Here is a 22,985-nt window from a genome sequence, read left to right as displayed (position 1 = left end):
TCAGGCGGGGCGGGCATAACCGGCGCTGGCCGCGATCAGCTGGCGCGCATATCCGGTCCGGGCCGCGCCGCTGCGCAGGGTGCCCACATCCATGACCTCGACCAGTTGCCCGGCCTGCATGACGGCCAGCCGGTCGCACAGATGCCCGACCACCGCCAGATCGTGGCTGACCATCACATAGGTCAGCCCGTGTTCCGCCCGCAGATCGGCCAGCAGGTTCAGGATCTCGGCCTGAACGCTGACGTCAAGCGCGCTGGTCGGTTCGTCCAGCAGCAACAGCCGGGAATCGCCGGCCAAAGCCCGCGCCACGGCGACCCGCTGGCGCTGGCCGCCCGACAACTGGTGCGGATAGCGAAAGCGAAACCCCCGCCCCAGCCCGACATCGTCCAGCAGCCGGTCGATCCGGTTCGAGGCATCGCGCACACCCTGCAAATGCAGGGTTTCCAACAGGACGTGATCGACCGAATGGCGCGGGTGCAGGCTGGCATAGGGGTCCTGGAACACCATCTGCACCGCCTTGTGAAAATCGCGGTCGCGCTTGCGGCCCTGAACGGGCTGGCCCGCGACCTCGACCTTGCCGGACCATGTGGCGATCAGCCCGGCAATCGCGCGCAGAATGGTGGATTTGCCACTGCCCGATTCGCCCACCAGCCCGAAACTTTCGCCCGTCGCCACGCGAAAGCTGACATCGCGCACGGCATCCACGCGGTCAGGGGCATGGCCGAACCAGACATTCAGGTTTTCGACGTTCAGCATGTCGGCCATTACATTCCCCCCGGAAATTCGGTCAGCATCGACTGGTCCAGCGGGCCATCGCGCCATTCGGGGCGGCGTTCCAGAACCGGCAGGCGGTCGACCGGGGCGTCCAGCCGGGGCAGGCTGTTCAGCAGGCCCCGCGTATAGGGATGCCGGGCCTTGTGCAGGTCGCGCGCGGCCAGCGTTTCGACCACGCGCCCGGCATACATGATCAGCACCCGGTCACAGAATTGCGCGACAAGGTTCAGGTCGTGGCTGATAAAGATCAGCCCCATGCCGCGATCGCGCACCAGCCCGTCCATGATGTTCAGCACCTCGGTCCGCACGGACACGTCCAGCGCGCTGGTGGGTTCGTCCGCGATCAATATCTCGGGGTCGGGGGCCAGCATCATCGCGATCATGACGCGCTGTCCCATCCCGCCCGAGATTTCATGCGGATAGGCGTCAAAGACACGTTCCGGGTCGCGGATCTGGACGGCGGCCAGCATGTCCAGCGCCTTTTGGCGGGCCTGCGCGCGGTTGCCGCCGCGATGCAGGCGATAGGCCTCGACGATCTGGCGGCCCACGGTCATCACCGGGTTCAGGCTGAATTTCGGGTCTTGCATGACCATGCTGATGCGGCGGCCCCGGATCTGGCGCATCTTGCGTTCCGGCAGGTTCAGGATCGGCTGGCCGTCCAGTTCCATCCGGTCGGCGGTGACCTGACCCGGCGGGCGGATCAGCCCCAGCACCGACCGCCCCGTCAGCGACTTGCCCGAGCCGGATTCCCCCACCACCCCCAGCCGTTCGCGGCCAAGGTCAAAGCTGACGCCGCGCACGGCCTCGAACACGCCATGGCGGCCGGGAAAGCGCACATGCAGGTTGCGCACGGACAATAACGGCTGGCCGGTCATTCCTGCCCCCCTTTCGGGTCCAGCACATCGCGCAGTCCGTCCCCCAGCAGGTTGAAGGCAAGGCTGACGATAAAGATCGCCATCCCCGGCGCGGCGGCCACCCACCAGTGGTCCAGAATGAACGCCCGCCCGTCCGAGATCATCGCCCCCCATTCCGGCATCGGCGGCTGTGCGCCAAGCCCCAGAAAGCCAAGCCCCGCAGCCGACAGGATGATGCCCGCCATGTCCAGCGCCACCCGCACGATGATGGATGACAGCAGCAAGGGCCAGACATGCCCCAGCAACAGCCGCACCGGACCGGCACCTTGCAGGCGCGCGGCGGCGATGAAATCGGCATTGCGGATGGTCAGGGTTTCGGCCCGCGCCAGCCGCGCATAGGGTGGCCACGCCGTCAGCGCCAGCGCCAGCACGGCATTGCCGATCCCGGCGCCAAGCGCGGCAACAAAGGCCAGCGCCAGCACCAGCTTGGGAAAGGCCAGAAAGATGTCGGTGATGCGCATCAGCACCTGATCGACCCAGCCGCCCGCGAACCCGGCGATGGACCCGATCAGCAGCCCGGCAATGGGTGCGATCAGCGCCACGGTGCCGACGATGAACAGGGTGATGCGCGACCCCCAGATCAGCCGCGACAGGATATCGCGGCCAAGGTTATCCGTCCCCAGCCAGTTTTCCCCCGAGGGCGGCGCTAAGCGGTGCCCCAGATTCTGGGCATAGGGGCTGTGCGGCGCGATCAGCGGCGCAAACACCGCCAGCGCGACCAGCCCGATCAGGATCAGCAGCCCGACCATCGCCAGATGGTTGCCGCGAAAGGTCAGCCAGCCCTGATAGATCCGCCCAAGGCGGGCCTGATGGCGACTGGTCGGCGCGGGCGACAACAGCCACGCGCGCAGGGTCATGTCGGTGGTGTCGGTCATTCGGCCCTCGGGTCCAGCACGCGATACAGCAGGTCGGACAGGATGTTCAGGCCGACGAAACACAGCCCGATGACGAAAGTGCCGCCAAGCACGGCATTCATGTCACCGGCCAGCAGGGCCTTGGTCACATATTGCCCGATGCCCGGCCATGAAAAGATGATCTCGGTCAGCACCGACCCTTCCAGCAGCGACCCGAAAGACAGCGCGATCACCGTGACCAGCGGAATGGCGATATTGGGGAAGGCGTGGCGCCAGATCACCCGCCGTTCCGGCAGGCCCTTGACGCGGGCGGTGGTGATATATTCGGCGGACAGCTGTTCCAGCATGAAGCTGCGGGTCATGCGGCTGATATAGGCAAGGCTGAAATAGCCCAACAGGCTGGCCGGCAGGATGATATGGGAAAAGGCGTCGCGAAAGGCCCCCCAGTCGCCCGCCAGCGCGGTATCGACAAGGATCAGCCCGGTCACGGTGGGGGTCATGCCGTCATAGATAATGCCCTGCCGCCCCGGCCCGCCGACCCAGCCAAGGATGCCGTAAAACAGCAACAGCCCCATCAGCCCCAGCCAGAAGATCGGCACGGAATAGCCCACCAGCGCCAGCACGCGGGCGATCTGGTCGACCACGCCCCCGCGCCGCGCCGCCGCGATCACGCCAAGCGGAACCCCCACGAACACCCCGATCAGGGTGCCGATGGTCGCCAGCTCGACCGTGGCGGGGAAAACCCGTCTGATGTCATCCGCCACCATATGCCCGGTCGAGATCGAGCGCCCGAAATCGCCCCGCAGCACATCCGCGATATAGATGAAGAATTGTTCCCACAGCGGCTTGTCCAGCCCCATGGCAATGCGCGCGGCGTCATATTGCGCCTGCGTGGCGCGGTCGCCCACGACCTTCAGCACCGGGTCGATGGGCATCACCCGGCCAATGATGAAGGTCACCAGCAGCAACCCCAGAATGGTCAGCGCCAGCGATGCCAGCACCCCGCCAGCCCTGCGGGCGCGGCGGCGCAGCGTGGCGTATCGGTGGGCAGGGGGCAGGCCCTGCCGCCCCCCGTCCTTTTGCATGTCGGTCGCGGTCACGCGTTATTCCTTCGTGACTTGGTCATAGGAAACAGAGGTCACCGCGCCGCCGCTGTTCCAGTGCTGCACATTCTTTTGCATCGCCGGTTGTTCGATCTTCTGGAACAGCGGCAGGATGGCACCGGTTTTCTGATATTCGACCTGAAGGTCGTGATACATCTGCGCGCGCTTGTCGGTGTCCTGTTCCAGCTGCGCGGCCTCGACCGCGTCATTCATGGATTGCGGCACCGCATAGGCGTTGCGCCAGGCAAGGCTGCCGGTCAGCCTGGCCTCGTCGCTGTTATCGGGGTTCCAGGCGAAGGTGCCGGCATTGGTCTGGGGGTCGGAATAATCCGGGCCCCATTCACCCAGAAAGATCGGCACTTCGCGCGCGCGATAGGCATCCAGCACCTGCGCGCCGGTCATCTGTTCGATCTTCAGCGTCAGTCCGACCTGCGCCATCGACCCCTGCAAGGCCAGCGCGGTATTCACATATTCGGGGATGTCGCGGACCTTGGTGGTGATGGTGCCGCCCCCGATCCCCGCATCTTTCAGGATCTGGCGGGCCTTTTCCACGTCATATGTCCACGGCAGGTCATCCACCGCCCCCAGATAGCCCGAGGGCAGAAACGCCTGATGCGGCGTATACTGGCCCTTGAGGAAGCTGTTCGCGATCCCGTCATAGTCGACCAGATGTTTCATCGCCTCGACCACGGCGGGGTTTTTCAGCAGCTCGTTCTTCTGGTTCAGGCCCATATACAGGATATAGCCGCGCAGCTGATCCTCGATTTTCAGGGCGTCATTGCCGGCCAGCCCCTCGATATCCGAGGGGTTCAGGTTGCGCGCCACGTCAATATCGCCGCGTTCCAGTTGCAGGCGCTGGGTGGCCGATTCCTGCACATGCTTGATCACCACGCGGGTCATCGCCGGGGCGCCGCGCCAGTAATCGGCAAAGGCTTGCAGGGTCACGGCCTCGTTCGGTTTCCAGCCGCCAAGCGTGAACGCCCCCGACCCGGCATCATTGGTGTTCAGCCAGGTGTTGCCCATATCGTCGCCCTGCGCGTGGGCCATGACGGTTTCCTTGTCGACCACACTGGCGATATTGGCCGTCAGACAGTTCAGCACGAAGGACTGGGCATAGGGCTTGTCCAGATGCAGGGTCAGGCTGTCGCCGTCAGCGACGATCTTTTCCGCAACATTATCAGCGGTAAAGCCGAACTGGGTCAGGATGAAGGCCGGGGTCTTGTTCAGCTTGACCGCGCGTTGCAGCGACCATGCCGCGTCCTCGGCCCGGACGGGGTTGCCGGAATGGAACTTTGCGCCCTGACGGATTTTGAAGGTGATCGACAGGCCGTCCTCGCTGACCTGCCAGCTTTCGGCCAGTTCGGGCTGAAAGCCCTTGCCAAGGTCGGTGGCATCGAAATCGACCAGCTTGTCATACAGGTTCTTGGTGACGTCATTGCCACTGAATTCGAAACTTTGCGCGGGGTCCAGACTGATGATGTCGTCGATCTGGGCGCCCACGACCAGCATATCGGCAGGGGTGGCGGCATGGGCCGCGGGGGCAAGCGCGACAACGCTGGCCAACAGCAGCGCGCGCGCGGAAAGCGGGTTTTTCACGGGTGACCTCCCTTTGGTCTTGTCCGGCATCTTGCGGTGATGCCCTTGGGTCAGTGTTCTTCACCCGTCCGCATCTGGCAAGCCCTTGCGTGCAGGCGCCGCGCAGGCACGGCCCGCAGCCGCCCCGCTGCCCGCATCGCAGGCAGTGACCGCGCGGTCCTTGGTCACCTGGCGATAGGTCACCGACCCGACCGACCCGCCGCTGTTCCAGTGCTGCACATCGGCCTGCATCGCGGTCTGTTCGGTGCGCTGGAACATCGGGATGATCGGCGCGCTGTCGCGCCAGTCGCGCTGAATCGCGCGATAGGTTTCGGCCCGCTGTGCCGGGTCTGGCTGGACCTGCGCGGCCTCGACCGCGTCGTTCATCGCCTGCGGCACGGCAAAGCTGTTGCGCCACGCGATGCTGCCGCGCAGCTGTGCCGCGTCGCTGTTGTCGGGATTCCACGCGAATGTGCGCACCGGGGCCTGCGAATCGGGGTAATCGGGGGCGCGCTCCCCGATGAACAGCGCCAGATCGCGCGCGCGATAGGCGTCCAGCACCTGCGCCCCGGCGACCGGCTGGATGTTCAGCACCAGCCCCACCTGCGCCATGGCGTTTTGCAGCGCCTGCGCGGTGTCGATATATTCGGGGATGTCGCGGACTTTGGTGGTGATGGTGCCGCCCCCGATCCCTGCATCTTTCAGGATCTGGCGGGCCTTTTCGATGTCATAGGCCCATGGCCGGTCCTCCAGCACGCCGGGATGCCCCAGGGGCACAAAGGACTGGTGGGGGGTGAACTGGCCCTTCAGCAGGCTGTTGGCGATGCCGTCGTAATCGACCAGATGCCGCATGGCCGCGACCACCGCCGGGTTCGACAACAGCGGGTCTTTCTGGTTCAGCCCCAGATACAGGATAGAATTGCGCAACTGGCTGTCCACCCGCAGCGCGTCATTGCCCGCCACCGCCTGAATGTCCGAGGGGATCAGGTCGCGCGCCACGTCAATATCGCCGCGTTCCAGTTGCAGCCGCTGCGCCGCCGATTCCTGAATATGGCGCACCACCACCCGCCGCATCGCCGGTTTGCCCTGCCAGTGGTCGTCAAACGCGGTCAGCGTGACCGATTCATTGGGCCGCCAGCCGGTCAGGGTAAAGGGGCCTGACCCGGCCTCGTGCGTGGTCAGCCAGTCATGGCCCAGATCGTCGCCGCCATGGGCCATGATCAGGTCCTTGTCCAGCACGCTGGCGGCATTCGCGGTCATGCAGGCCAGCACGAAATCCGGGGCATAGGGCCGGTCCAGATGCAGGGTCAGCCGGTTGCCATCGGCCACGATCCGGTCATCGACATTGTCGGGGGTCAGGCCGAATTGCGTCAGCACGAAGGCCGGCGTCTTGTCCAGCCGCACCGCGCGTTTCAGCGACCACGCCGCGTCCTCGGCCCGGACGGGGTTGCCGGAATGGAACCGGACGCCCTGCCGGATGGTAAAGGTGATCGACAGGCCGTCATCGCTGACCTGCCAGCTTTCGGCCAGATGCGGCACCACCCCGTCCGCCGGGCTGTCCGAGGCAAAGGCCACCAGCTTGTCATACAGGTTATTGGCGACATCGCTGCCGCCGAATTCCATGATCTGCGCCGGGTCAAGGCCGATCATGTCGTCGATCTGCCCGCCCACCACCAGCACATCGTCAGGGGTGGCCGCGCCTGCCGGGGCGGCGGACAGCGACAGCATCGCGGCAAGGGACAGGGCGGACAGGGCCGGGCCAAACGGCAGGGCCGGGAACAGGGGCAGGCGGATCATCGGGCTGGGTCTTCCGGGGCTGGACAGTGTTTTCGTCGGGTTTACCCCGCCGCGCCCTGATGACAAGCCGCGCCGGCGGATGCAATGCAAAAGGGGCGCCCCTGCCGGGACGCCCGCCAGCGGCCGCGGCCGCGCGTCAGTCCTTGGTCACCTGGCGATAGGACACCGCCGCGACCGACCCGCCATTCGTCCAGTTCTGCACATTCTGGCGCAGGCCGGTCTGTTCAACCCGCTGGAACATCGGCATCAGCGGCGCGACCTGCTGATATTCGGCCTGAAGCTGGCGATAGATTTCAGCCCGCTTTCCGGCATCCTGTTCGACCACGGCAGATTTGGCCATGTCCTGCATATCGGCGGGCACGTCATAGGCGTTACGCCATGCCAGCGAACCGGTCAGTCTGGCCGCGTCGCGGTTATCGGCATTGACGGCGAAGGTGCCGACATTGGTCTGCGGGTCGGCATAATCCGGCCCCCACAGGCCGATGAACAGCGGCACCTCGCGGGCGCGGTATTTGTCATAATGCTGCGCGCCGGTCATCTGTTCGATCTTCAGCGTCAGCCCGACCTGCGCCATCGACCCTTGCAGCGCCTGCGCGATATCCGCGAATTCGCGCCCCTCGGGGATCATCGCGGTGATGGTGCCGCCGTCGATACCGGCCCCGGCAAGGATCTGACGGGCCTTTTCCACTTCATAGCCATAGGGGTTTTCCGTCCATTCCCCCAGATACCCCAGCGGCACAATGGCCTGATGGGTGCGCCACTGGCCTTTCAGAAAGCTGTCTTCCATGCCCTGATAATCGACCAGATGCTTGATCGCCCGCACCACCGCGGGTTGCGACAACAGCGGGTCTTTCTGGTTCATCCCCAGATAAACCATGCGCCCGCGCAATTCGTCCTGCACCTTCAGGCCGTCGGTGCCCTGCACGCCGGCCACGTCCTCGGGGGTCAGGTTGCGCGCCACGTCGATATCGCCGCGCTCCAGTTGCAGGCGCTGCGCCGCGCTTTCCGCGATATTGCGCACAATCACCCGCTTCATCGCCGGGGCGCCCATCCAGTAATCGTCAAAGGACAGCAATTGCACCGCCTGTCCGGGCTGCCACGCCCCCAGCGTATAAGGCCCGGACCCGGCATCATTGGTGGCCAGCCACGCATTGCCGAAATCGCCGTTTTCGGCGTGCTGCATGACCAGTTCCTTATCCACGACCGAGGCCACCGTCGCCGTCAGACAGTTCAGCACGAACGAGGGCGCATAGGGCCGGTCCAGCCGGATGGTCAGCCGGTTGCCATCGGCGGTCACGTTTTCGTCAACATTATCCGCACTTAACCCGAACTGGGTCAGGATGAAGGCGGGCGTCTTGTCCAGCTTGACCGCGCGTTGCAGCGACCATGCCGCGTCCTCGGCCCGGACGGGGTTGCCGGAATGGAATTTGACGCCCTCGCGCAGGGTCAGCGTCAGGGTCAGCCCGTCATCGCTGACCGTCCAGCTTTCGGCAAGGCTGGGTTGCAGGCCCTTGGACAGGTCCAGCGGGTCGAAATCGAACAGCCGGTCATACAGGTTCTTGTCGACATCGGCACCGCCGGGTTCGAAACTTTGCGCCGGGTCCAGTGTGATGATGTCGTCGATACGCGCCGCGATCACCAGCATATCGACGGGGGTGTCGGCCCATGCCGCCCCACCCCCCACCGGCAGCGCCAGCGCCGAGGCCACAAGCAGCGCGCGCGACAACCGCAGCGGTGCGCCGCGCAGCTGGGGCAAAGACCGGGAATGGGGGTGGAAACGGGGCCGCAGGGGTGTCGGGCTGGGCTGCATGGCGGAACCTCGGTGATGGCCGGCCTGCGCGGGGGCAGGCAAGGGCGTTTCTGTGCGCGTGTTAAGGCGCTAACGTAGGGCGGCGGGTTCCGGTTTCAACCGCCCGTGCGGGGTCAGCGTCCGATCAGGCGGTCCACCGCCGCGCTGGCATGGTCAAACAGCGCCAGCCGCCAGCGATCGACGCCATCATGCCACCCGGCCAGTGCGCTGTCCGGCCCCGCCAGCGGCGCCAGCCCATAACTGGCCAGCAGCACGAAAGCCGCCACCAGCGCCGTGGTCATGCCGATGTGATAGCCGCTGTTGCCCGCCCCACGCCCGCTGGCGGTGGCGGGCGGGGCCGGACGCGCGGGTTTGCGCGGCAGCGGCGGCTGTGCGGTGGTGTGGTCCGCCAGTGCGGCGGCCTGGTCCGTGGCCGGCTGCGCATCGGGCCGGGCCGGCTGCGTGGTCGGTTGGGCCGCCGCATCGCCCGCGGCATCCGGCATTGTGTCTGTTGTGGTGGCGGCGTGGCTGTCCTCGGGCGGGGTCAGGGTCGCGGCCAGTTGTTCGGCATCGGGCAGTTCCATCGCGCGGCGGCGGCGCGGCAGGGGGCCGGGGCGGCGCATGGCGGGGTCGTCCAGAATATCGCGCTGGCGGCGCGGCACCGGGGCAAGGCGCGGTTCCTCGGGGCGGTCGGGCGGGGCGGCGGGACCGTGGCGCAGCACATGCGGCGGCTGTGGCGACAGCGCCGCACCGGTTGGTATGGGGTCAGGCGTTTCGGGGATGGGCGTTTCGGGGGTGGGCGCTGCGGGCTGGTCGGCTTCGGGCAGCGGGTCGGTCACGGTGGTGGCCGGCCAGTCCATATCGGCAATGCTGTCACCCGCCACCCCATCGGTGATGCTCAGCGCCGGGGCAAGCGTCACCGCCGCATCCGCGCCGTGACGGGGCTGCGTCGCGGCCTGCGCCGTATTTGCCTGCGGGTTGGGTGCCTGCGGGTTGGGTGCCTGCGGGTTTGGTGCCTGCGGGTTGGGTGTTTGCGGGCCGGGTGTTTGCCGTTCGGGGGCGGGCCGGGAAGCCGCGGGTGCGGCAGTCACCGGCGGGGTGTCGTGCGGCGTCTTGGCCTGCGGTGAAGCGGGGCGTGATGGCGGGGTCTCGGGGGGCTGTTCGGCCTGCCGGGCGGCCTGTTCATGCGCGCGTTCGGCGCGCAGAATGTCCAGCACGGCGGCGCTGACGCGGGGTTTGGGCAGCGGCAGATCCGGCGCATCGGCGGCATGGCCGCCATCATCGTTGTGACCGTCATGCCCCGCAGTATCGTCACTGTCAGCCACCGCACCGGTTGACCCGTCTTCGGGGACGGGTTGTGACGCGGCGGGGCCATGATGACCTGCGCCCGCCAGCAAGCGCAGCCCCGGCTGGTGCCAGACATGGCCGCAGGCCGAGCATTCGACCTCGCGCCCCTCGGCGGGGACCATATCGGCGGCGATTTCATATTGGGCGCCGCATTCGGGGCAGATCAGCCGCATCTTACCATCCTGTGATCGTCGGGGTTCCATTCGCTTTCTGGCCTTCGCCGCGCCTATGTTCTATCAACGCGCCGTTCCGCTTCCAAGTGCGGCACGCAGAAGGGGGGTCCGCCTTGATCGAAATGCACAACGCGTCCTTCGGCTATCACGGCCGGGGGGAATTGCTGTCAGACATCTCTGTCAGCCTTGCGCCGGGGTCGTTCCATTTCCTGACCGGGCCGTCCGGGGCCGGGAAAACCACCTTCCTGCGGTTGTGCTATGGCGATCTGCGCCCCAGTGCCGGGCATGTCGGCCTGTTTGGCGAAGACGCGGCGAACCTGTCGCGCGACGGCATTGCCGCGCTGCGCCGCCGGGTCGGGGTGGTGCATCAGGACACCCAGTTTCTGGACCACCTGCCGGTGGCGGAAAACATCGCGCTGCCGCTGACGGTGGCGGGCTATCCGCTGGAAATGGCGGCGCTGCGCGACCTGCTGTCCTGGGTCGGGCTGACGGCGCAGGCGCGGTCGTTCCCGCCCTCGCTGTCGGGGGGGGAACGCCAGCGCGCGGCGCTGGCCCGCGCGGTGATTTTGTCGCCGGATGTGATCCTGTGCGACGAACCGACCGGCAATCTGGACTGGGATATGTCGATGCGGCTTGTGCAACTGCTGGTCGAGCTGAATAAATCGGGCAAGACGGTTCTGGTCGCGACGCATGACCTGAACCTGATCCGCGCGACCAAACAACAGGTTTCGGCGCGGGTGCTGCGGATCGCAGAAAAACGGGTGCGACTGGCGGGGGCCGATCTATGAAACTGCCGCAGATGCGCAAGGTGACGCAACAGATGCGCGGGCTGGATCTGCCGACGCTGTGGCGCGGGCTGATCCGGCGCGATTCGGGGATGGCCGACCGCATCGTGCCGCCCACCGGCCATACCGCCACGCTGACCATCCTGACGGCGGCGGCGATGGCGTTTCTGGCCGTGTTCGCGCTGTCGCTGACGCTGGCCACGGGGCGTCTGGCCGAACGCTGGACCGATGCGCTGGCCAGCACGATGACGGTGCGCATTTCCGCCCCCACCGACCAGATCGCGGATCAGACCGCCGCCACGCTGGAGGTTCTGAAAACCACCCCCGGCGTGGCCGAGGCCCGCCTGCTGGCCGATACCGAAATGCAGGACCTGCTGAAGCCGTGGTTCGGGCCGGATGTGCCCATCGACGCCCTGCCCATTCCGCGACTGATCGAATTGCGCGAGAATGGTGACGGGTTCGACGCCGAGGGCTTGCGCCTGCGCCTGACCACCGAGGCCCCCGGCGCGGTGCTGGACGACCACACCCGCTGGCGTCAGCCGCTGGTGTCGGCGGCGCGGCGGCTGCGGGTGCTGGGGTGGTTTTCGCTGCTGCTGATCGGGGCGGCATCGGCGGGGATGATCACATTGGCGGCACAGGCATCGCTGGCCGCGAACGGACAGGTGATCCGGGTGCTGCGCCTGATCGGGGCGCGCGACATCACCATCGCCACGGCCTTTGTGCGCCGCTTTACCCGGCGTGCCGGGCTGGGGGCGGCGGCGGGCACGTTGCTGGGGATGCTGGCCATCGTGCTGTTGCCCGATATGGACCGCGCCGGCGGCTTTCTGACCGGGCTGGGCTTTCAGGGGTGGGGCTGGCTGTGGCCGCTGCTGATCCCGGTGATCGCGGCCGGGGTTGGCTTTCTGGCCACCCGGTGGGCCGCGCTGCGAATGCTGCAAGAGGTGCGCTGAATGACCCGTCGTGACCCCTATACCCCCGGCCCGGTCGGCGCGCTGACCTATCTGCGGGCGGTGAGCTATTACCTGCATGTCGCGGTGGCGACGGTTGTTCTGGGCATTCTGGGCACGCCGCGCGCGTTGTTCGGGGGCCGCGCCGGGGCCAACCGTACCGCGACCATCTGGATCGACTATATGCTGCGGGCGGCGCGCTGGCATTTCGGCGTCAGCGTCGAATATCGCGGCACGCCGCCAACCGATGACTGCATCGTCGCCGCCAAGCACCAAAGCTTTCTGGACATTCTGGCCATCGCCCATGCCTGCCCGCGCCGGGCGTTCATCATGAAAAAACAGATCATGTATGTCCCGATCATGGGCTGGTTTGCCAAAAAGGTCGGGTCCGTGCCCATCGACCGCAGCCGGGGCAGCAGCGCCAAGACCGCCATTGTCACGGCGGTGCGCAAGGTCATGCCGCGCGGTCTGGGACAGCTGATTATCTATCCCGAGGGCACCCGCACCCGCCCCGGCCAGCACCGCCCCTACAAGCCCGGCGCGGCGATCCTGTATCAGGAAACCGGCCTGCCCTGTGTGCCGGTGGCGACGAATGCCGGGATGTTCTGGCCCAAAGAGGGGCTGCTGATCCGCCCCGGCATCGCGGTGATCGAATTTCTGGACCCGGTCCCACCGGGGCAGGAACCCGCAACCCTGATGGCCCTGCTGGAAAAGCGGGTCGAGGGGGCCTCGGACGCGCTGATGGACCGGGCCGGGCTGATCCGAAAGGGGCCGCAGGATGCGCTGGCTGACTGAGGCCGACCTTGGCGCGATCTATGGCCCGCCCGCCGCGGCCTCGCTGGACAAGGTCGCGGATCGGCTGATCCCCGATTATCGCGCCTTCGTCGAAAAGTCGCGCTTTTGCATCCTGTCCAGCGTCGGGCCGGAGGGCGTCGATGCCAGCCCGCGCGGCGATGACGGGCCGGTGGCGCGGGTGCTGGATGACCGGCACCTGGCCCTGCCGGACTGGCGCGGGAATAACCGCATCGACAGCATCCGAAATATCACCCGCGACCCGCGTGCTGCGCTGATGTTTGTGGTGCGCGGCGCGGACACCGTCTTGCGCGTGAACGGACAGGCGCGCGTGACGGACGATGCCACGCTGCGGGCGGGGTTCGAACGACAGGGCCGCCAGCCCCGCACCGTGATCGTGCTGCAACTGGCCGAGGTCTATTTCCAATGCGCCCGCGCCCTGATGCGGGCGGGGCTGTGGTCGGGCGCCGATGACAGCGCCGGGCTGCCGACGCCGGGAAAGATCCTGTCGCGCCTCAGCGACGGCAGGGTCGGGGGCGACGATTACGACCGCGCATGGCCGTCCCGCGCCGCCGAAACCATGTGGTAGCGACATCAGACATTGGGTGGCCGCCAGTGCCAGTCCGCAGGCCGGTGATGCGCCGGCGGCGGCAGGCCGATATCGCGGCGCAGATGGTCGGGCAGGGCGTCAATGTCGATGACCCGATGCCGGGCCTTGCGACGCGGCGGGGCCAGCAGCGCAGGCAACAGCGCCATGACCACCGCCCCGGCACCATGCCGGGCGATCAGCCGTTGCAATGGGGGACGTGCAGGCCGCGCCTGCACCATATGCTTTGTCAACATGGGGCTCACCAAATACGCACAGCCCAGGGGGCCGTGCCTGATCAGATATTGAAATGAAAAACCGCCATCGGCGTGACCACCCCAACGGGCGGCATTCAGATGTTCAGCGGCTGGTCAGACTTGCGGGCGCGCGATCAGCAGGCGCGATGCGACAGATGGCGCGTCACGGTCACGTCACGGCGGATGCGGCGATAAGCGGTCATGGTCATCTTGCACCCTCCCTGTCGTTGATGTGGCAAGTCCGGGCAGAACAGGTCAGAACAGGGCGCATTTCAAGGCCCGATCAGCTGCGCAGACAAAACAGCAAGGCGCTGTGGCCGCAACGACACGGCCCCGGCCTCGCTTCTGTCTGAAATACCTTCGGGGGTGAATGGCCGTCAGGCCAGAGGGGGCGCGAGCGCCCCCTGCCGCGCCGCCGCCCGCGCAGGCCGTTTCGTCAGGTGCTCAGGCGGACAGGCCCTTGCTGCCCATATCCAGAAACTTTTGCCGCCGGTCTTTGATCAGCGCGGCGGGCTTCATGCCCTTCAGATCGTCCAGCATGGCGGCAATTTCCTTGCCCACGGCGGCCATCGCGGCATCGCGGGCACGCTGTGCGCCGCCAAGCGGTTCTGCGATGATGCGGTCGATCACCCCCAGCTTTTTCAGGTCCTGCGCGGTCAGGCGCAGGGCCTCGGCGGCTTCGCGCATCTTTTCGGCATCTTTCCACAGGATGCTGGCGCAGCCCTCGGGCGAGATCACGGAATAGATCGAATGTTCCAGCATCGCGATCCGGTTCGCGGTGGCAAAGGCCACGGCCCCGCCGGACCCGCCCTCGCCGATGATGACGCTGACCAGCGGCACGCCGATGGACAGGCATTTCTCGGTCGATCGCGCAATCGCTTCGGACTGGCCGCGTTCCTCGGCGCCCTTGCCGGGATAGGCGCCGGGCGTGTCGACCAGCGTGATCACCGGCAGGCCAAAGCGATGCGCCATATCCATCAGGCGGATGGCCTTGCGGTATCCCTCGGGGCGGGCCATGCCGAAATTGCGGTGAATGCGCGATTTGGTGTCATGGCCCTTTTCATGGCCAATCACGACCACCGGCGCGTCGTTGAACCGCGCCAGCCCGCCCATGACCGCGTGGTCGTCGCCAAAGGCACGGTCGCCTGCCAGCGGGGTGTATTCGGTGAACAGCGCCTCGATATAGTCCTGACAATGCGGGCGCTCGGGGTGGCGGGCCACCTGGGTTTTGCGCCACGGGGTCAGGTTCTTGTACAGATCGGCCAGCATGTCGGCGGATTTCTTGTCCAGCGCGGCGGCCTCTTTCTCAAGGTCAACGCCTTCGCCGCTGCGGGCCATGGCGCGCAATTCCTCGGCCTTGCCTTCCAGATCGGCCAGCGGCTTTTCGAACTCGAGATAGGTCATCGAAACCCCTTTCACGGACAGTGCGGCCTATATGCGCGCGCGGGGCGCGAAATGCAACGCCGGGCCTGACGTTGCGGCATTGCGGGCATGGCACGGCGGGGGTCACGGCGGGGGCACGGCGGGGCTTTCCGGGGCGGCGCGGGTTGTCGGGGCGGGGTGCGGCCCCTATCTGCACAGGCGAACCCCAAGCGAAAGGCCCTGCATGAGTATCCGCGCCGTCCTTGTCTTCCTGCTGGTCATGGTGGTGATGGCCATCGTCGCGGGGCCGAAATTCCGCCGCTTCATGGCGCGTCTGCTGGGGATGTCCCGCCATGATCGCTGATATCGCGCTGGTTGTCGCGGGGCTGGTCCTGCTGGTCGGGGCCGGTGACGCGCTGGTGCGCGGGGCGACGGCGCTGTCGCTGCGCCTTGGCATGTCGCCGCTGGTGGTGGGGCTGACGGTGGTCGCCTTTGGCACCTCGGCCCCCGAGATGATCGTGTCGGTCATTGCGGCGCTGGACGGGGTGCCGGAAATCGCCCTGGGGAATGTCGTCGGCTCGAATATCGCCAATATCCTGCTGGTGCTGGGGGCGACGGCGGCGATCTCGGGGGTGGCGACGCGCGGCGCGGATTTGCGGCAAAGCTGGGTGATGATGATGGGCGCCAGCCTTGTGCTGCTGGCGCTGGGGTTTGCCGGGGTGCTGGTCTGGTGGCACGGGCTGGCGATGCTGGCGGCGCTGGTAGGCATCGTGGCGATGCAGATCCGCAGCGGCACCGCCGAGGCGCAGCTGGAGGTCGGCGTCATGGGCTGGCCGCGCACCCTTGGCTGGCTGCTGGGGGGGCTGGTGCTGTTGCCGGTGGCGGCGCAGATGCTGGTGCGCGGCGCCAGCGACATTGCGCTGGCCTTCGGCGTCAGCCAGACGGTGATCGGGCTGACGCTGGTCGCGGTGGGGACATCGCTGCCGGAACTGGTGGCCTCGGTCGTGGCGGCGCTGCGCGGGCGCGGCGATCTGGCACTGGGGAATGTCGTCGGCTCGAACATCTTCAACATCCTGTCCATCCTTGGCGTGACCGCCCTGATCCGGCCGCTGCCCGTCCCGCCCGAGATGCTGAGCCGCGATTTATGGGTCATGCTGGCGGCGGCGCTGGCGATTGGCCCGTTCCTGTGGTTGGGTTGGCGGATCGGACGTCTGGCGGGGGGTGCCATGATCGCGGTTTATGCGGCCTATCTGTGGGTGCTGGTATGACGGCGCTGGTGACAGGCGCGGCGCGGCGTCTGGGTCGGGCGATGGCGCTGGAACTGGCGCGGCAGGGCCATGACGTCGCCATCCATTACGACCGCTCGCAGCCCGAGGCGCAGCAGGTCGCGGCACAGGCCCGCGCCCTTGGCGTGCAGGCGCAGGTGTTTCAGGCCGATCTGCTGGACGAACCGGCGGCAAGCGGGCTGTTGCCGGCGGTCGCGGCGGCGATGGGACCGGTGACGGTGCTGGTCAACAATGCCTCGATCTTTGAATATGACAATATCCACACCGCCACCCGCGACAGCTGGGACCGGCATATCGGGTCGAACCTGCGGGCACCATTCCTGCTGGCGCAGGCCATGGCCGCGCAGGGCCTGACCCCTGACCGGCTGGCGTCCGAGCCGCTGGCCACGGGGCTGATCGTCAATATGCTTGATCAGCGGGTGCTGAAGCCGACGCCCGAATTCATGACCTATTCGCTGGCCAAGGCCGGGCTGTGGGCGCTGACCCGGACGCTGGCACAGGCGCTGGCCCCGGCGATCCGGGTCAATGCCATCGGCCCCGGCCCGACCCTGCGCGGGGCGCGGCAAAGCCAGCAGCATTTCAACAGCCAGCGCGCGGCGACCATCCTGCAACGCGGCGCAGATGCCGATGACGTGACCGCGGCGCTGACCTTCCTTCTGGGGGCGAAATCGGTCACCGGACAGCTGATCTGCACCGATGGCGGTCAGCATCTGGGCTGGCAGACCCCGGATGTGCGCGGGGTTGAATGACCCTTGGTCAGGTCTTGACTGCGCCAACTTGTCCACCCCGCGCGATTCGTTAACAAAACTGTTACGATTCTGAACGGTTTTTCAGTCGTTTACAGAACGTTTATAAAAAAACATATAAAAATCAAAGACATGAGTTTGTGCCTAAAAAATGTGCAATCTGTGCCGCCCCCTAGGATTTGTTGGACTTTGACCCTATCGCCACAGCTCTTCCCCAAAGTTATCCACAGATTCTGGGGGTATGTTAACACTTGCATTCCGGTGTCACAGCTTGCAGCCCCCGACCGGAATCACTTTGTATGAACCGATGACCGATTCTGCCCCCAAAACCGCCGCGGCCAAAACCGGACAGGCGCTGATCCAGGACTATCTGAAAGTGCTGGATAACAGCCCCGGCGTTTACCGAATGCTGGATGGGCAGGGCGCGGTGCTGTATGTCGGCAAGGCGCGCAACCTGCGGGCGCGGGTGTCGAACTATGCCCGCGCCACCGGGCATTCGGCGCGGATCGCGCGGATGATCCGCGAAACCTGTTCGATGATGTTTCTGACCACGCGCACCGAAACCGAGGCGCTGCTGCTGGAACAGAACCTGATCAAGCAGCTGAAGCCGCGCTATAACGTGCTGTTGCGTGACGACAAATCGCTGCCCAATATTCTGGTGACGAAAAACCACGATTTCCCGCAGATCCGCAAGCATCGCGGCGCCAAGTCCGAAAAGGGCGATTATTACGGCCCCTTCGCCAGCGGCACGGCGGTGAACCGCACCCTGAACCAGCTTCAGCGGGTGTTTTTGCTGCGCAACTGCACCGATTCAGTGTTTGCCGCGCGCACCCGGCCCTGCCTGATGTATCAGATCAAGCGATGCAGCGGGCCTTGCGTGGGCAAGATCTCGGCCGCCGATTACGGCGCGCTTGTGGCCGATGCCGAACTGTTCCTGCAAGGCAAATCGACCCGTATTCAGGCCGATCTGGCCGCGCAGATGGCGCAGGCCGCCAAGGATATGGAATATGAACGCGCCGCCGCCCTGCGCGACCGCATCAAGGCGCTGACGGCCGTCCAGTCGGTGCAGGCCATCAACCCGCGATCCACCCCCGAGGCCGATATCATCGCCCTGCATATGGAAGGGGGGCAGGCCTGTGTGCAGGTGTTCTTTATTCGCGGCAATCAAAGCTGGGGGAACCGCGATTTCTATCCGCGCCTGAACGGCGCCGAATCGCCCGACGAGGTGATGGAGGCGTTTCTGGGCCAGTTCTATGACGGCAAGGTGCCGCCGCGGCTGCTGCTGCTGTCGCACGGGATCGAGGATATGGACCTGATGACCGCGCTGCTGTCCGACCGCGCCGGTCGCAAGGTCGAGATCAGCGTGCCCCAGCGCGGCGAAAAGGCCGAGATGGTCGAAAACGCCCTGCGCAACGCCCGCGAATCGCTGGGGCGCCGCATGGCCGAAAGCGCGGCGCAGGCGCGGTTGCTGGCCGGCCTGGCCGAGGCGTTCGGGCTGGAGGCCCCGCCCCGGCGCATCGAGGTTTACGACAACAGCCATATTCAGGGCGCCAGCGCCGTGGGCGGCATGATCGTCGCCGGGGCCGAGGGGTTCGTCAAAAGCCAGTATCGCAAGTTCAACATCAAGGGCACGGAAATCACGCCGGGCGACGATTTCGGCATGATGAAAGAGGTTCTGATGCGCCGCTTCGCGCGCCTGCTGAAAGAGGACCCCGACCGCGAAGGCCCGCACTGGCCGGACCTGTTGCTGATCGACGGCGGTGCCGGTCAGGTCAGCGCCGTGGACCAGATCATAGCCGAGCTTGGCGTCGGTGACATTCCGATTATCGGTGTGGCCAAGGGCGTTGATCGTGACCACGGCAAAGAGGAATTCCACCGCCCCGGCCGCCGTCCCTTCGCGCTGCGGATGAACGACCCGGTGCTGTATTTCATCCAGCGCCTGCGGGACGAGGCCCACCGCTTTGCCATCGGCACCCACCGCGCCAAACGCGCCAAATCCATGATGAAAAACCCGCTGGACGAGATCCCCGGCGTCGGGGCCGCGCGCAAGCGGGCGCTGTTGGCGCATTTCGGGTCCGCGAAAGAGGTCAGCCGCGCCGGGCTGGCCGATTTGCAGGCGGTCGAGGGGATCTCGGACGCGCTGGCGCGCAGCATTCACGACCATTTCCACACGGCGGGCTAGGGAAAGGGGCGCAGGGATGCGGGCTGGACAGGCAAGGGCGGGAAACGGGCAGGCGGTCAGATGATCGAGGCGCTGGATCATGTCGTTCTGACGGTGCGCGATATTGACGCGGCCTGCGATTTCTATCGCCGGGTGCTGGGGCTTGAGGTGGTGCATTTCGGCGCCGGTCGCCGGGCGCTGCAGGTCGGCGCGCAAAAGATCAACCTGCAAACGCTGGGGCAGGAAACCCGCAACCATGCCGCCATTGGCTGTGGCGATCTGTGCCTGCTGACCAGCTGGACCCCGCAGCAGGTGCTGGACCGGATGACCGCCGAGGGGGTCGATATTCTGCAAGGCCCCGTCGTCAAGACCGGTGCCTGCGGGCCTGTCATGTCGGTTTATATCACCGACCCGGACGGCAACCTGATCGAGATCGCAACCCCGCTATCGCGGCTTTCCCTTCCGGCGCAGGGGGGCTAATCTGCGCGCATGAGATGGACCGTCCCGAATATTCTGACCCTGTTCCGGCTTGTCGCCGCACCGCTGGTGCCGGTGATGTTTCTGTATTTCGCCCGGCCATGGGCCGATTGGGCGGCGCTGACGATCTTTATCCTGGCGGCGATCACGGACTGGTTTGACGGCCATCTGGCGCGGGCGTGGAATCAGGTCAGCCGCTTTGGTGCCGCGATGGACCCGATTGCCGACAAGGCGATGGTGGTGATCGCGATCGTGGTGATCACCGGTTATTCCGGCATGAACCCGTGGCTGATCCTGCCGGCCACCGTGATCCTGTTCCGCGAAGTGTTCGTATCGGGCCTGCGCGAGTTTCTGGGGCCGGATTCGGGCAAGCTGAAGGTGACGCATCTGGCCAAGTGGAAAACCACCGCGCAGATGATCGCCATTGCCGTGCTGTTTCTGGGCACCGGCCTTGGCTATGTCGAACACGGTCGCCCGCCCACGGTCGGGACCGGGGGGTTGCCGCTGGGGGTGACGTGGTCGGCCATCGCGACATGGGTCGGGCTGGCGCTGATCTGGGTGGCGGCGCTTTTGACCGCCATGACCGGCTGGGACTATTTCCGCAAATCGCTGCCTTTCCTGAGGGATCACCATGGCGCTTGATGTTTTGTATTTCGCCTGGATGCGCGAACGTATCGGCGCCCCGTCCGAGAAGGTCGAAACCGCCGCCCCCACAGTGCGCGATCTGGTGGCCGAGCTTGCCGCCCGCGATGACCGTCACGCCGCTGCGTTTTCGGATATGGGGGCGGTGCGCGTGGCGCTGGATCAGGAACTGGCCGATCTGGACGCGCCCCTGTCCGGGGTGCGCGAGGTCGCGTTCTTTCCGCCAATGACCGGGGGCTAGGATGTCTGCGCGGGTGCAAAGCCAGCCCTTCGATCTGGCCGCCGAGTTGCAGGGCTTCGGGCAGGGTGCCGGCGCGATTGTCACCTTTTCCGGCATCGTGCGCGACGATACCGGCCAGATGCAGGCGCTTGAGATCGAGCATTACCCCGGCATGACCGAAACTGCGCTGGCCCGCTTTGGCCAGTCGGCGGCGGAACGGTTCCGCCTGGCGGATTGGCGCATCGTGCATCGCCATGGCCGCTTGGCGGTGGGCGAGCCGATCATGATGGTCGCCACCGCCGCCCGCCACCGGGCCGATGCCTTTGCCGGGGCGGAATACCTGATGGACTGGCTGAAATCGCGCGCGCCCTTCTGGAAGCGCGAGGTCGGGCCAGACGGGCAGGGTAACTGGGTCGATGCCCGCGACAGCGACGAGGATGCGCTGGCCCGCTGGTAGGTTTGGCGCGACATTTGCCCCGCGCCGCCCTGTCGCGTCTTGACGAAACCGGCCCCTGTCGCCACCTGTGGCAGATTGAAATGAAAGGCTGATCCTATGTCCATTCCCCAGCAGGGCGGCGGCCCGATCGAGCATCGCGACCAGTTGGCGGCCTATATGGCGTCGGGTGAAAAGCCGGCTGCGGATTGGCGGATCGGCACCGAGCACGAGAAATTCGGCTATACCACCGATGACCTGAAGCCGCTGCCCTATGACGGACCGCGGTCGATTGTGGCGATGCTGGAGGGGCTGCGCGACCGCTTTGGCTGGCAGCCGGTGCATGAGGCCGACAAGCTGATCGGTCTTGAGCGCAATGGCGCCAATATCAGCCTTGAACCGGGCGGGCAGCTGGAGCTGTCGGGCGCCCCGCTTGAGACGATCCACCAGACCTGTGACGAGGTGAACCAGCATCTGGCCGAGGTGCGCAGCGTTGCCGATGACATCGGCGCCGGGTTTATCGGGCTGGGGGCCGCGCCGGTCTGGCGTCAGGAGGAAATGCCGATGATGCCCAAGGGGCGTTACCGGCTGATGACCGATTACATGGACAGCGTTGGCACGTTGGGCAAGCAGATGATGTATCGCACCTGCACCGTGCAGGTGAATCTGGATTTCGCGTCCGAGGCCGATATGGTCAAAAAGCTGCGCGTGGCCTTGGCGCTGCAACCGGTGGCGACGGCGCTGTTTGCCAATTCGCCGTTTCTGGATGGCAAGCCCAACGGCATGAAAAGCTGGCGCAGTCACATCTGGCAGAACCTTGACGACGCCCGCACCGGGATGCTGCCCTTTGTGTTTCAGGATGGCTTTGGCTATGAGGCCTGGGTTGATTACGTCCTTGATGTGCCAATGTATTTTGTCTATCGCGATGGGCAGTATATCAACGCCTTGGGCCAGTCGTTCCGCGACTTTCTGAATGGCAGACTGCCCGCATTGCCGGGCGAGGTGCCGACCCTGTCGGACTGGGCCGACCACATGACCACCGTTTTCCCCGAGGCGCGCGTCAAGAAATACATCGAGATGCGCGGCGCTGATGGCGGCCCGTGGCGGCGTCTTTGCGCGCTGCCGGCGCTGTGGGTCGGGCTGACCTATGACAGTGGGGCGCTGGATGCGGCATGGGATCTGGTCAAGGGCTGGGACCACGACACGCGCGAAGGGCTGCGCCGGGCCAGTGCGCGTGATGCGCTGGCGGGCAGCCATAACGGTATTGGCCTGCACGATCTGGCGCGGCAGGTGGTCGGCATTGCCGAAGCTGGCCTGAAAGCCCGTGCGCGGACCGGCGCGGATGGGCTGATCCCGGACGAGACGCATTTCCTGAATGCGCTGAAAGAAAGCGTGGATACAGGCAGCGTGCCTGCCGATGAATTGCTGGCGAAATATCACGGCGCGTGGCAGGGCGATCTGAGCCGGATTTACAGCGAATATTCCTATTGATCCGGCCACCCGCCGCGCCACGCCTGTGGGGCGGGACAGCACTGACCGCAGGGTTATCAACAGGGTGAACAGGCGCAGCATGGGCTTTCGCGTTGGGTTGAAACTGATTCGTCCCCACCATCCCATCAAATGATTGAGATCTGATTAATTCCCGCCTATCCCCCAGACAGGCACCTTTTTGGCACCGATAATATTGCTTGATCAAAAGGATACGCAGATGCGTCAGATTGTAATCAATTCGCTGGATCTTCTGGCATGGGTGCTTGGCGGCATTCTGGTTCTGGGGGCTATCGCCACGGGTTTTGGCATCATGACACAGAAGGGCTTTTTGGCTGGTCTGTTGGTCATGGTGGGCGGGGTGGCCTACGCCGTCCTGATGCTGGGGATGATTTTCATCGCCGTTGGCATCCATAACAACACCAAGCGCACCGCCCTTGCGGTCGAGGAATTGCTGAAGCGCCAATGACCCCGGAC

At 65.9% G+C, this 22,985-nt stretch carries 23 protein-coding genes; 13 read left to right on the top strand and 10 right to left on the bottom strand.

Annotated elements, in window-relative coordinates; translation table 11 throughout:
• The 8 genes from ACFXP9_RS10105 to ACFXP9_RS10070 all read right to left on the bottom strand — a co-directional run bounded on the left by ACFXP9_RS10105 (position 1) and on the right by ACFXP9_RS10070 (position 10,326).
• The gene (locus tag ACFXP9_RS10105) at positions 1-765 is read right to left on the bottom strand and encodes an ABC transporter ATP-binding protein (protein ID WP_397208319.1); all 765 of its coding nucleotides are present in this window, start codon (positions 763-765) and stop codon (positions 1-3) included.
• Complete coding sequence (locus ACFXP9_RS10100) at positions 765-1,649, bottom strand: ABC transporter ATP-binding protein (RefSeq protein WP_397208318.1); 885 nt, start codon at positions 1,647-1,649, stop codon at positions 765-767. The genes ACFXP9_RS10105 and ACFXP9_RS10100 overlap by 1 nt, the downstream gene beginning before the upstream one ends.
• Positions 1,646-2,563, bottom strand: a complete 918-nt coding sequence (locus ACFXP9_RS10095; RefSeq protein ID WP_397208317.1) for an ABC transporter permease — start codon at positions 2,561-2,563, stop codon at positions 1,646-1,648. Before ACFXP9_RS10095 ends, ACFXP9_RS10100 begins: the two co-directional genes overlap by 4 nt.
• Positions 2,560-3,627: an ABC transporter permease gene (locus ACFXP9_RS10090; protein ID WP_397208478.1), complete on the bottom strand. Its 1,068-nt coding sequence runs from the start codon at positions 3,625-3,627 to the stop codon at positions 2,560-2,562. Before ACFXP9_RS10090 ends, ACFXP9_RS10095 begins: the two co-directional genes overlap by 4 nt.
• Before the next feature lie 18 nt (positions 3,628-3,645).
• Positions 3,646-5,271, bottom strand: coding sequence for an ABC transporter substrate-binding protein (locus ACFXP9_RS10085; protein ID WP_397208316.1), 1,626 nt, complete (start codon positions 5,269-5,271; stop codon positions 3,646-3,648).
• A 30-nt stretch (positions 5,272-5,301) separates the two neighbouring features.
• Positions 5,302-7,017, bottom strand: coding sequence for an ABC transporter substrate-binding protein (locus ACFXP9_RS10080; protein ID WP_397210183.1), 1,716 nt, complete (start codon positions 7,015-7,017; stop codon positions 5,302-5,304).
• Between the two features lie 136 nt (positions 7,018-7,153).
• Complete coding sequence (locus tag ACFXP9_RS10075) at positions 7,154-8,827, bottom strand: ABC transporter substrate-binding protein (RefSeq protein WP_397208314.1); 1,674 nt, start codon at positions 8,825-8,827, stop codon at positions 7,154-7,156.
• 113 nt (positions 8,828-8,940) lie between these two features.
• Positions 8,941-10,326, bottom strand: coding sequence for a zinc-ribbon domain-containing protein (locus ACFXP9_RS10070; protein ID WP_397210181.1), 1,386 nt, complete (start codon positions 10,324-10,326; stop codon positions 8,941-8,943).
• A 113-nt stretch (positions 10,327-10,439) separates the two neighbouring features.
• Between ACFXP9_RS10070 and ACFXP9_RS10065 the strand changes: the two genes are divergently transcribed.
• Genes ACFXP9_RS10065 through ACFXP9_RS10050 form a run of 4 tightly spaced genes read left to right on the top strand, consistent with a single transcriptional unit; the run spans position 10,440 to position 13,439 of the window.
• Complete coding sequence (locus ACFXP9_RS10065) at positions 10,440-11,114, top strand: cell division ATP-binding protein FtsE (RefSeq protein WP_397208312.1); 675 nt, start codon at positions 10,440-10,442, stop codon at positions 11,112-11,114.
• Between the two features lie 32 nt (positions 11,115-11,146).
• A complete protein-coding gene (locus ACFXP9_RS10060) occupies positions 11,147-12,061 on the top strand; it encodes a cell division protein FtsX (RefSeq protein ID WP_397208477.1) in 915 nt (304 codons plus the stop codon).
• On the top strand, positions 12,062-12,853 hold the full coding sequence (locus ACFXP9_RS10055; protein WP_397208311.1) for a lysophospholipid acyltransferase family protein: 792 nt from the start codon (positions 12,062-12,064) through the stop codon (positions 12,851-12,853).
• Positions 12,837-13,439 carry a pyridoxamine 5'-phosphate oxidase family protein gene (locus ACFXP9_RS10050; RefSeq protein ID WP_397208310.1) on the top strand — a complete coding sequence of 201 codons (603 nt, stop codon included), beginning with the start codon at positions 12,837-12,839 and terminating at the stop codon, positions 13,437-13,439. The genes ACFXP9_RS10055 and ACFXP9_RS10050 overlap by 17 nt, the downstream gene beginning before the upstream one ends.
• A gap of 5 nt (positions 13,440-13,444) precedes the next feature.
• On the opposite strand, the gene ACFXP9_RS10045 is transcribed toward ACFXP9_RS10050, so the two are convergent.
• On the bottom strand, positions 13,445-13,648 hold the full coding sequence (locus ACFXP9_RS10045; RefSeq protein WP_397208309.1) for a hypothetical protein: 204 nt from the start codon (positions 13,646-13,648) through the stop codon (positions 13,445-13,447).
• A gap of 489 nt (positions 13,649-14,137) precedes the next feature.
• Positions 14,138-15,097 (bottom strand): acetyl-CoA carboxylase carboxyltransferase subunit alpha, encoded by a 960-nt coding sequence (locus ACFXP9_RS10040; protein ID WP_397208308.1) that lies wholly within the window; start codon positions 15,095-15,097, stop codon positions 14,138-14,140.
• Positions 15,098-15,408: 311 nt separating this feature from the next.
• On the opposite strand from ACFXP9_RS10040, the gene ACFXP9_RS10035 reads away from it, so the two are divergent.
• The 9 genes from ACFXP9_RS10035 (at position 15,409) to ACFXP9_RS09995 (ending at position 22,977) form a co-directional block, all read left to right on the top strand.
• Complete coding sequence (locus ACFXP9_RS10035; RefSeq protein ID WP_397208307.1) at positions 15,409-16,323, top strand: calcium/sodium antiporter; 915 nt, start codon at positions 15,409-15,411, stop codon at positions 16,321-16,323.
• Positions 16,320-17,090 (top strand): SDR family oxidoreductase, encoded by a 771-nt coding sequence (locus ACFXP9_RS10030; RefSeq protein ID WP_397208306.1) that lies wholly within the window; start codon positions 16,320-16,322, stop codon positions 17,088-17,090. The genes ACFXP9_RS10035 and ACFXP9_RS10030 overlap by 4 nt, the downstream gene beginning before the upstream one ends.
• 304 nt (positions 17,091-17,394) lie before the next feature.
• Positions 17,395-19,269, top strand: coding sequence for an excinuclease ABC subunit UvrC (uvrC, locus tag ACFXP9_RS10025; RefSeq protein ID WP_397208305.1), 1,875 nt, complete (start codon positions 17,395-17,397; stop codon positions 19,267-19,269).
• Between the two features lie 60 nt (positions 19,270-19,329).
• Complete coding sequence (locus ACFXP9_RS10020; RefSeq protein WP_397208303.1) at positions 19,330-19,728, top strand: VOC family protein; 399 nt, start codon at positions 19,330-19,332, stop codon at positions 19,726-19,728.
• 9 nt (positions 19,729-19,737) lie between these two features.
• Entirely contained in the window at positions 19,738-20,367 is a 630-nt protein-coding gene (pgsA, locus tag ACFXP9_RS10015; protein ID WP_397208301.1) for a CDP-diacylglycerol--glycerol-3-phosphate 3-phosphatidyltransferase, read from the top strand.
• Positions 20,357-20,608: a molybdopterin converting factor subunit 1 gene (gene moaD, locus ACFXP9_RS10010; protein ID WP_397208300.1), complete on the top strand. Its 252-nt coding sequence runs from the start codon at positions 20,357-20,359 to the stop codon at positions 20,606-20,608. The genes pgsA and moaD overlap by 11 nt, the downstream gene beginning before the upstream one ends.
• Before the next feature lies 1 nt (position 20,609).
• Positions 20,610-21,044, top strand: a complete 435-nt coding sequence (locus tag ACFXP9_RS10005; protein ID WP_397208298.1) for a molybdenum cofactor biosynthesis protein MoaE — start codon at positions 20,610-20,612, stop codon at positions 21,042-21,044.
• A 96-nt stretch (positions 21,045-21,140) separates the two neighbouring features.
• On the top strand, positions 21,141-22,511 hold the full coding sequence (locus ACFXP9_RS10000; RefSeq protein ID WP_397208296.1) for a glutamate--cysteine ligase: 1,371 nt from the start codon (positions 21,141-21,143) through the stop codon (positions 22,509-22,511).
• A gap of 217 nt (positions 22,512-22,728) precedes the next feature.
• Positions 22,729-22,977, top strand: coding sequence for a hypothetical protein (locus ACFXP9_RS09995; RefSeq protein WP_397208294.1), 249 nt, complete (start codon positions 22,729-22,731; stop codon positions 22,975-22,977).
• Positions 22,978-22,985 lie beyond the last annotated feature (8 nt).

Origin of the sequence: Paracoccus jiaweipingae, from assembly GCF_044335505.1 — a bacterium.
Classification (GTDB): domain Bacteria; phylum Pseudomonadota; class Alphaproteobacteria; order Rhodobacterales; family Rhodobacteraceae; genus Paracoccus.
The sequence above is the reverse complement of the archived record's forward strand: the minus strand, read 5'-3'. Positions and strand labels throughout refer to the sequence as shown.

Excerpts from the sequence above, each read along its gene's own strand:
- ACFXP9_RS10105 (WP_397208319.1), bottom strand. The coding sequence starts at position 765 with ATGGCCGACATGCTGAACGTCGAAAACCTGAATGTCTGGTTCGGCCAT.
- ACFXP9_RS10100 (WP_397208318.1), bottom strand. The coding sequence starts at position 1,649 with ATGACCGGCCAGCCGTTATTGTCCGTGCGCAACCTGCATGTGCGCTTT.
- ACFXP9_RS10095 (WP_397208317.1), bottom strand. The coding sequence starts at position 2,563 with ATGACCGACACCACCGACATGACCCTGCGCGCGTGGCTGTTGTCGCCC.
- ACFXP9_RS10090 (WP_397208478.1), bottom strand. The coding sequence starts at position 3,627 with ATGCAAAAGGACGGGGGGCGGCAGGGCCTGCCCCCTGCCCACCGATAC.
- ACFXP9_RS10085 (WP_397208316.1), bottom strand. The coding sequence starts at position 5,271 with ATGCCGGACAAGACCAAAGGGAGGTCACCCGTGAAAAACCCGCTTTCC.
- ACFXP9_RS10080 (WP_397210183.1), bottom strand. The coding sequence starts at position 7,017 with ATGATCCGCCTGCCCCTGTTCCCGGCCCTGCCGTTTGGCCCGGCCCTG.
- ACFXP9_RS10075 (WP_397208314.1), bottom strand. The coding sequence starts at position 8,827 with ATGCAGCCCAGCCCGACACCCCTGCGGCCCCGTTTCCACCCCCATTCC.
- ACFXP9_RS10070 (WP_397210181.1), bottom strand. The coding sequence starts at position 10,326 with ATGCGGCTGATCTGCCCCGAATGCGGCGCCCAATATGAAATCGCCGCC.
- ACFXP9_RS10060 (WP_397208477.1), top strand. The coding sequence starts at position 11,147 with ATGCGCGGGCTGGATCTGCCGACGCTGTGGCGCGGGCTGATCCGGCGC.
- ACFXP9_RS10055 (WP_397208311.1), top strand. The coding sequence starts at position 12,062 with ATGACCCGTCGTGACCCCTATACCCCCGGCCCGGTCGGCGCGCTGACC.
- ACFXP9_RS10050 (WP_397208310.1), top strand. The coding sequence starts at position 12,837 with ATGCGCTGGCTGACTGAGGCCGACCTTGGCGCGATCTATGGCCCGCCC.
- ACFXP9_RS10040 (WP_397208308.1), bottom strand. The coding sequence starts at position 15,097 with ATGACCTATCTCGAGTTCGAAAAGCCGCTGGCCGATCTGGAAGGCAAG.
- ACFXP9_RS10035 (WP_397208307.1), top strand. The coding sequence starts at position 15,409 with ATGATCGCTGATATCGCGCTGGTTGTCGCGGGGCTGGTCCTGCTGGTC.
- ACFXP9_RS10030 (WP_397208306.1), top strand. The coding sequence starts at position 16,320 with ATGACGGCGCTGGTGACAGGCGCGGCGCGGCGTCTGGGTCGGGCGATG.
- uvrC (WP_397208305.1), top strand. The coding sequence starts at position 17,395 with ATGACCGATTCTGCCCCCAAAACCGCCGCGGCCAAAACCGGACAGGCG.
- ACFXP9_RS10020 (WP_397208303.1), top strand. The coding sequence starts at position 19,330 with ATGATCGAGGCGCTGGATCATGTCGTTCTGACGGTGCGCGATATTGAC.
- pgsA (WP_397208301.1), top strand. The coding sequence starts at position 19,738 with ATGAGATGGACCGTCCCGAATATTCTGACCCTGTTCCGGCTTGTCGCC.
- moaD (WP_397208300.1), top strand. The coding sequence starts at position 20,357 with ATGGCGCTTGATGTTTTGTATTTCGCCTGGATGCGCGAACGTATCGGC.
- ACFXP9_RS10005 (WP_397208298.1), top strand. The coding sequence starts at position 20,610 with ATGTCTGCGCGGGTGCAAAGCCAGCCCTTCGATCTGGCCGCCGAGTTG.
- ACFXP9_RS10000 (WP_397208296.1), top strand. The coding sequence starts at position 21,141 with ATGTCCATTCCCCAGCAGGGCGGCGGCCCGATCGAGCATCGCGACCAG.
- ACFXP9_RS09995 (WP_397208294.1), top strand. The coding sequence starts at position 22,729 with ATGCGTCAGATTGTAATCAATTCGCTGGATCTTCTGGCATGGGTGCTT.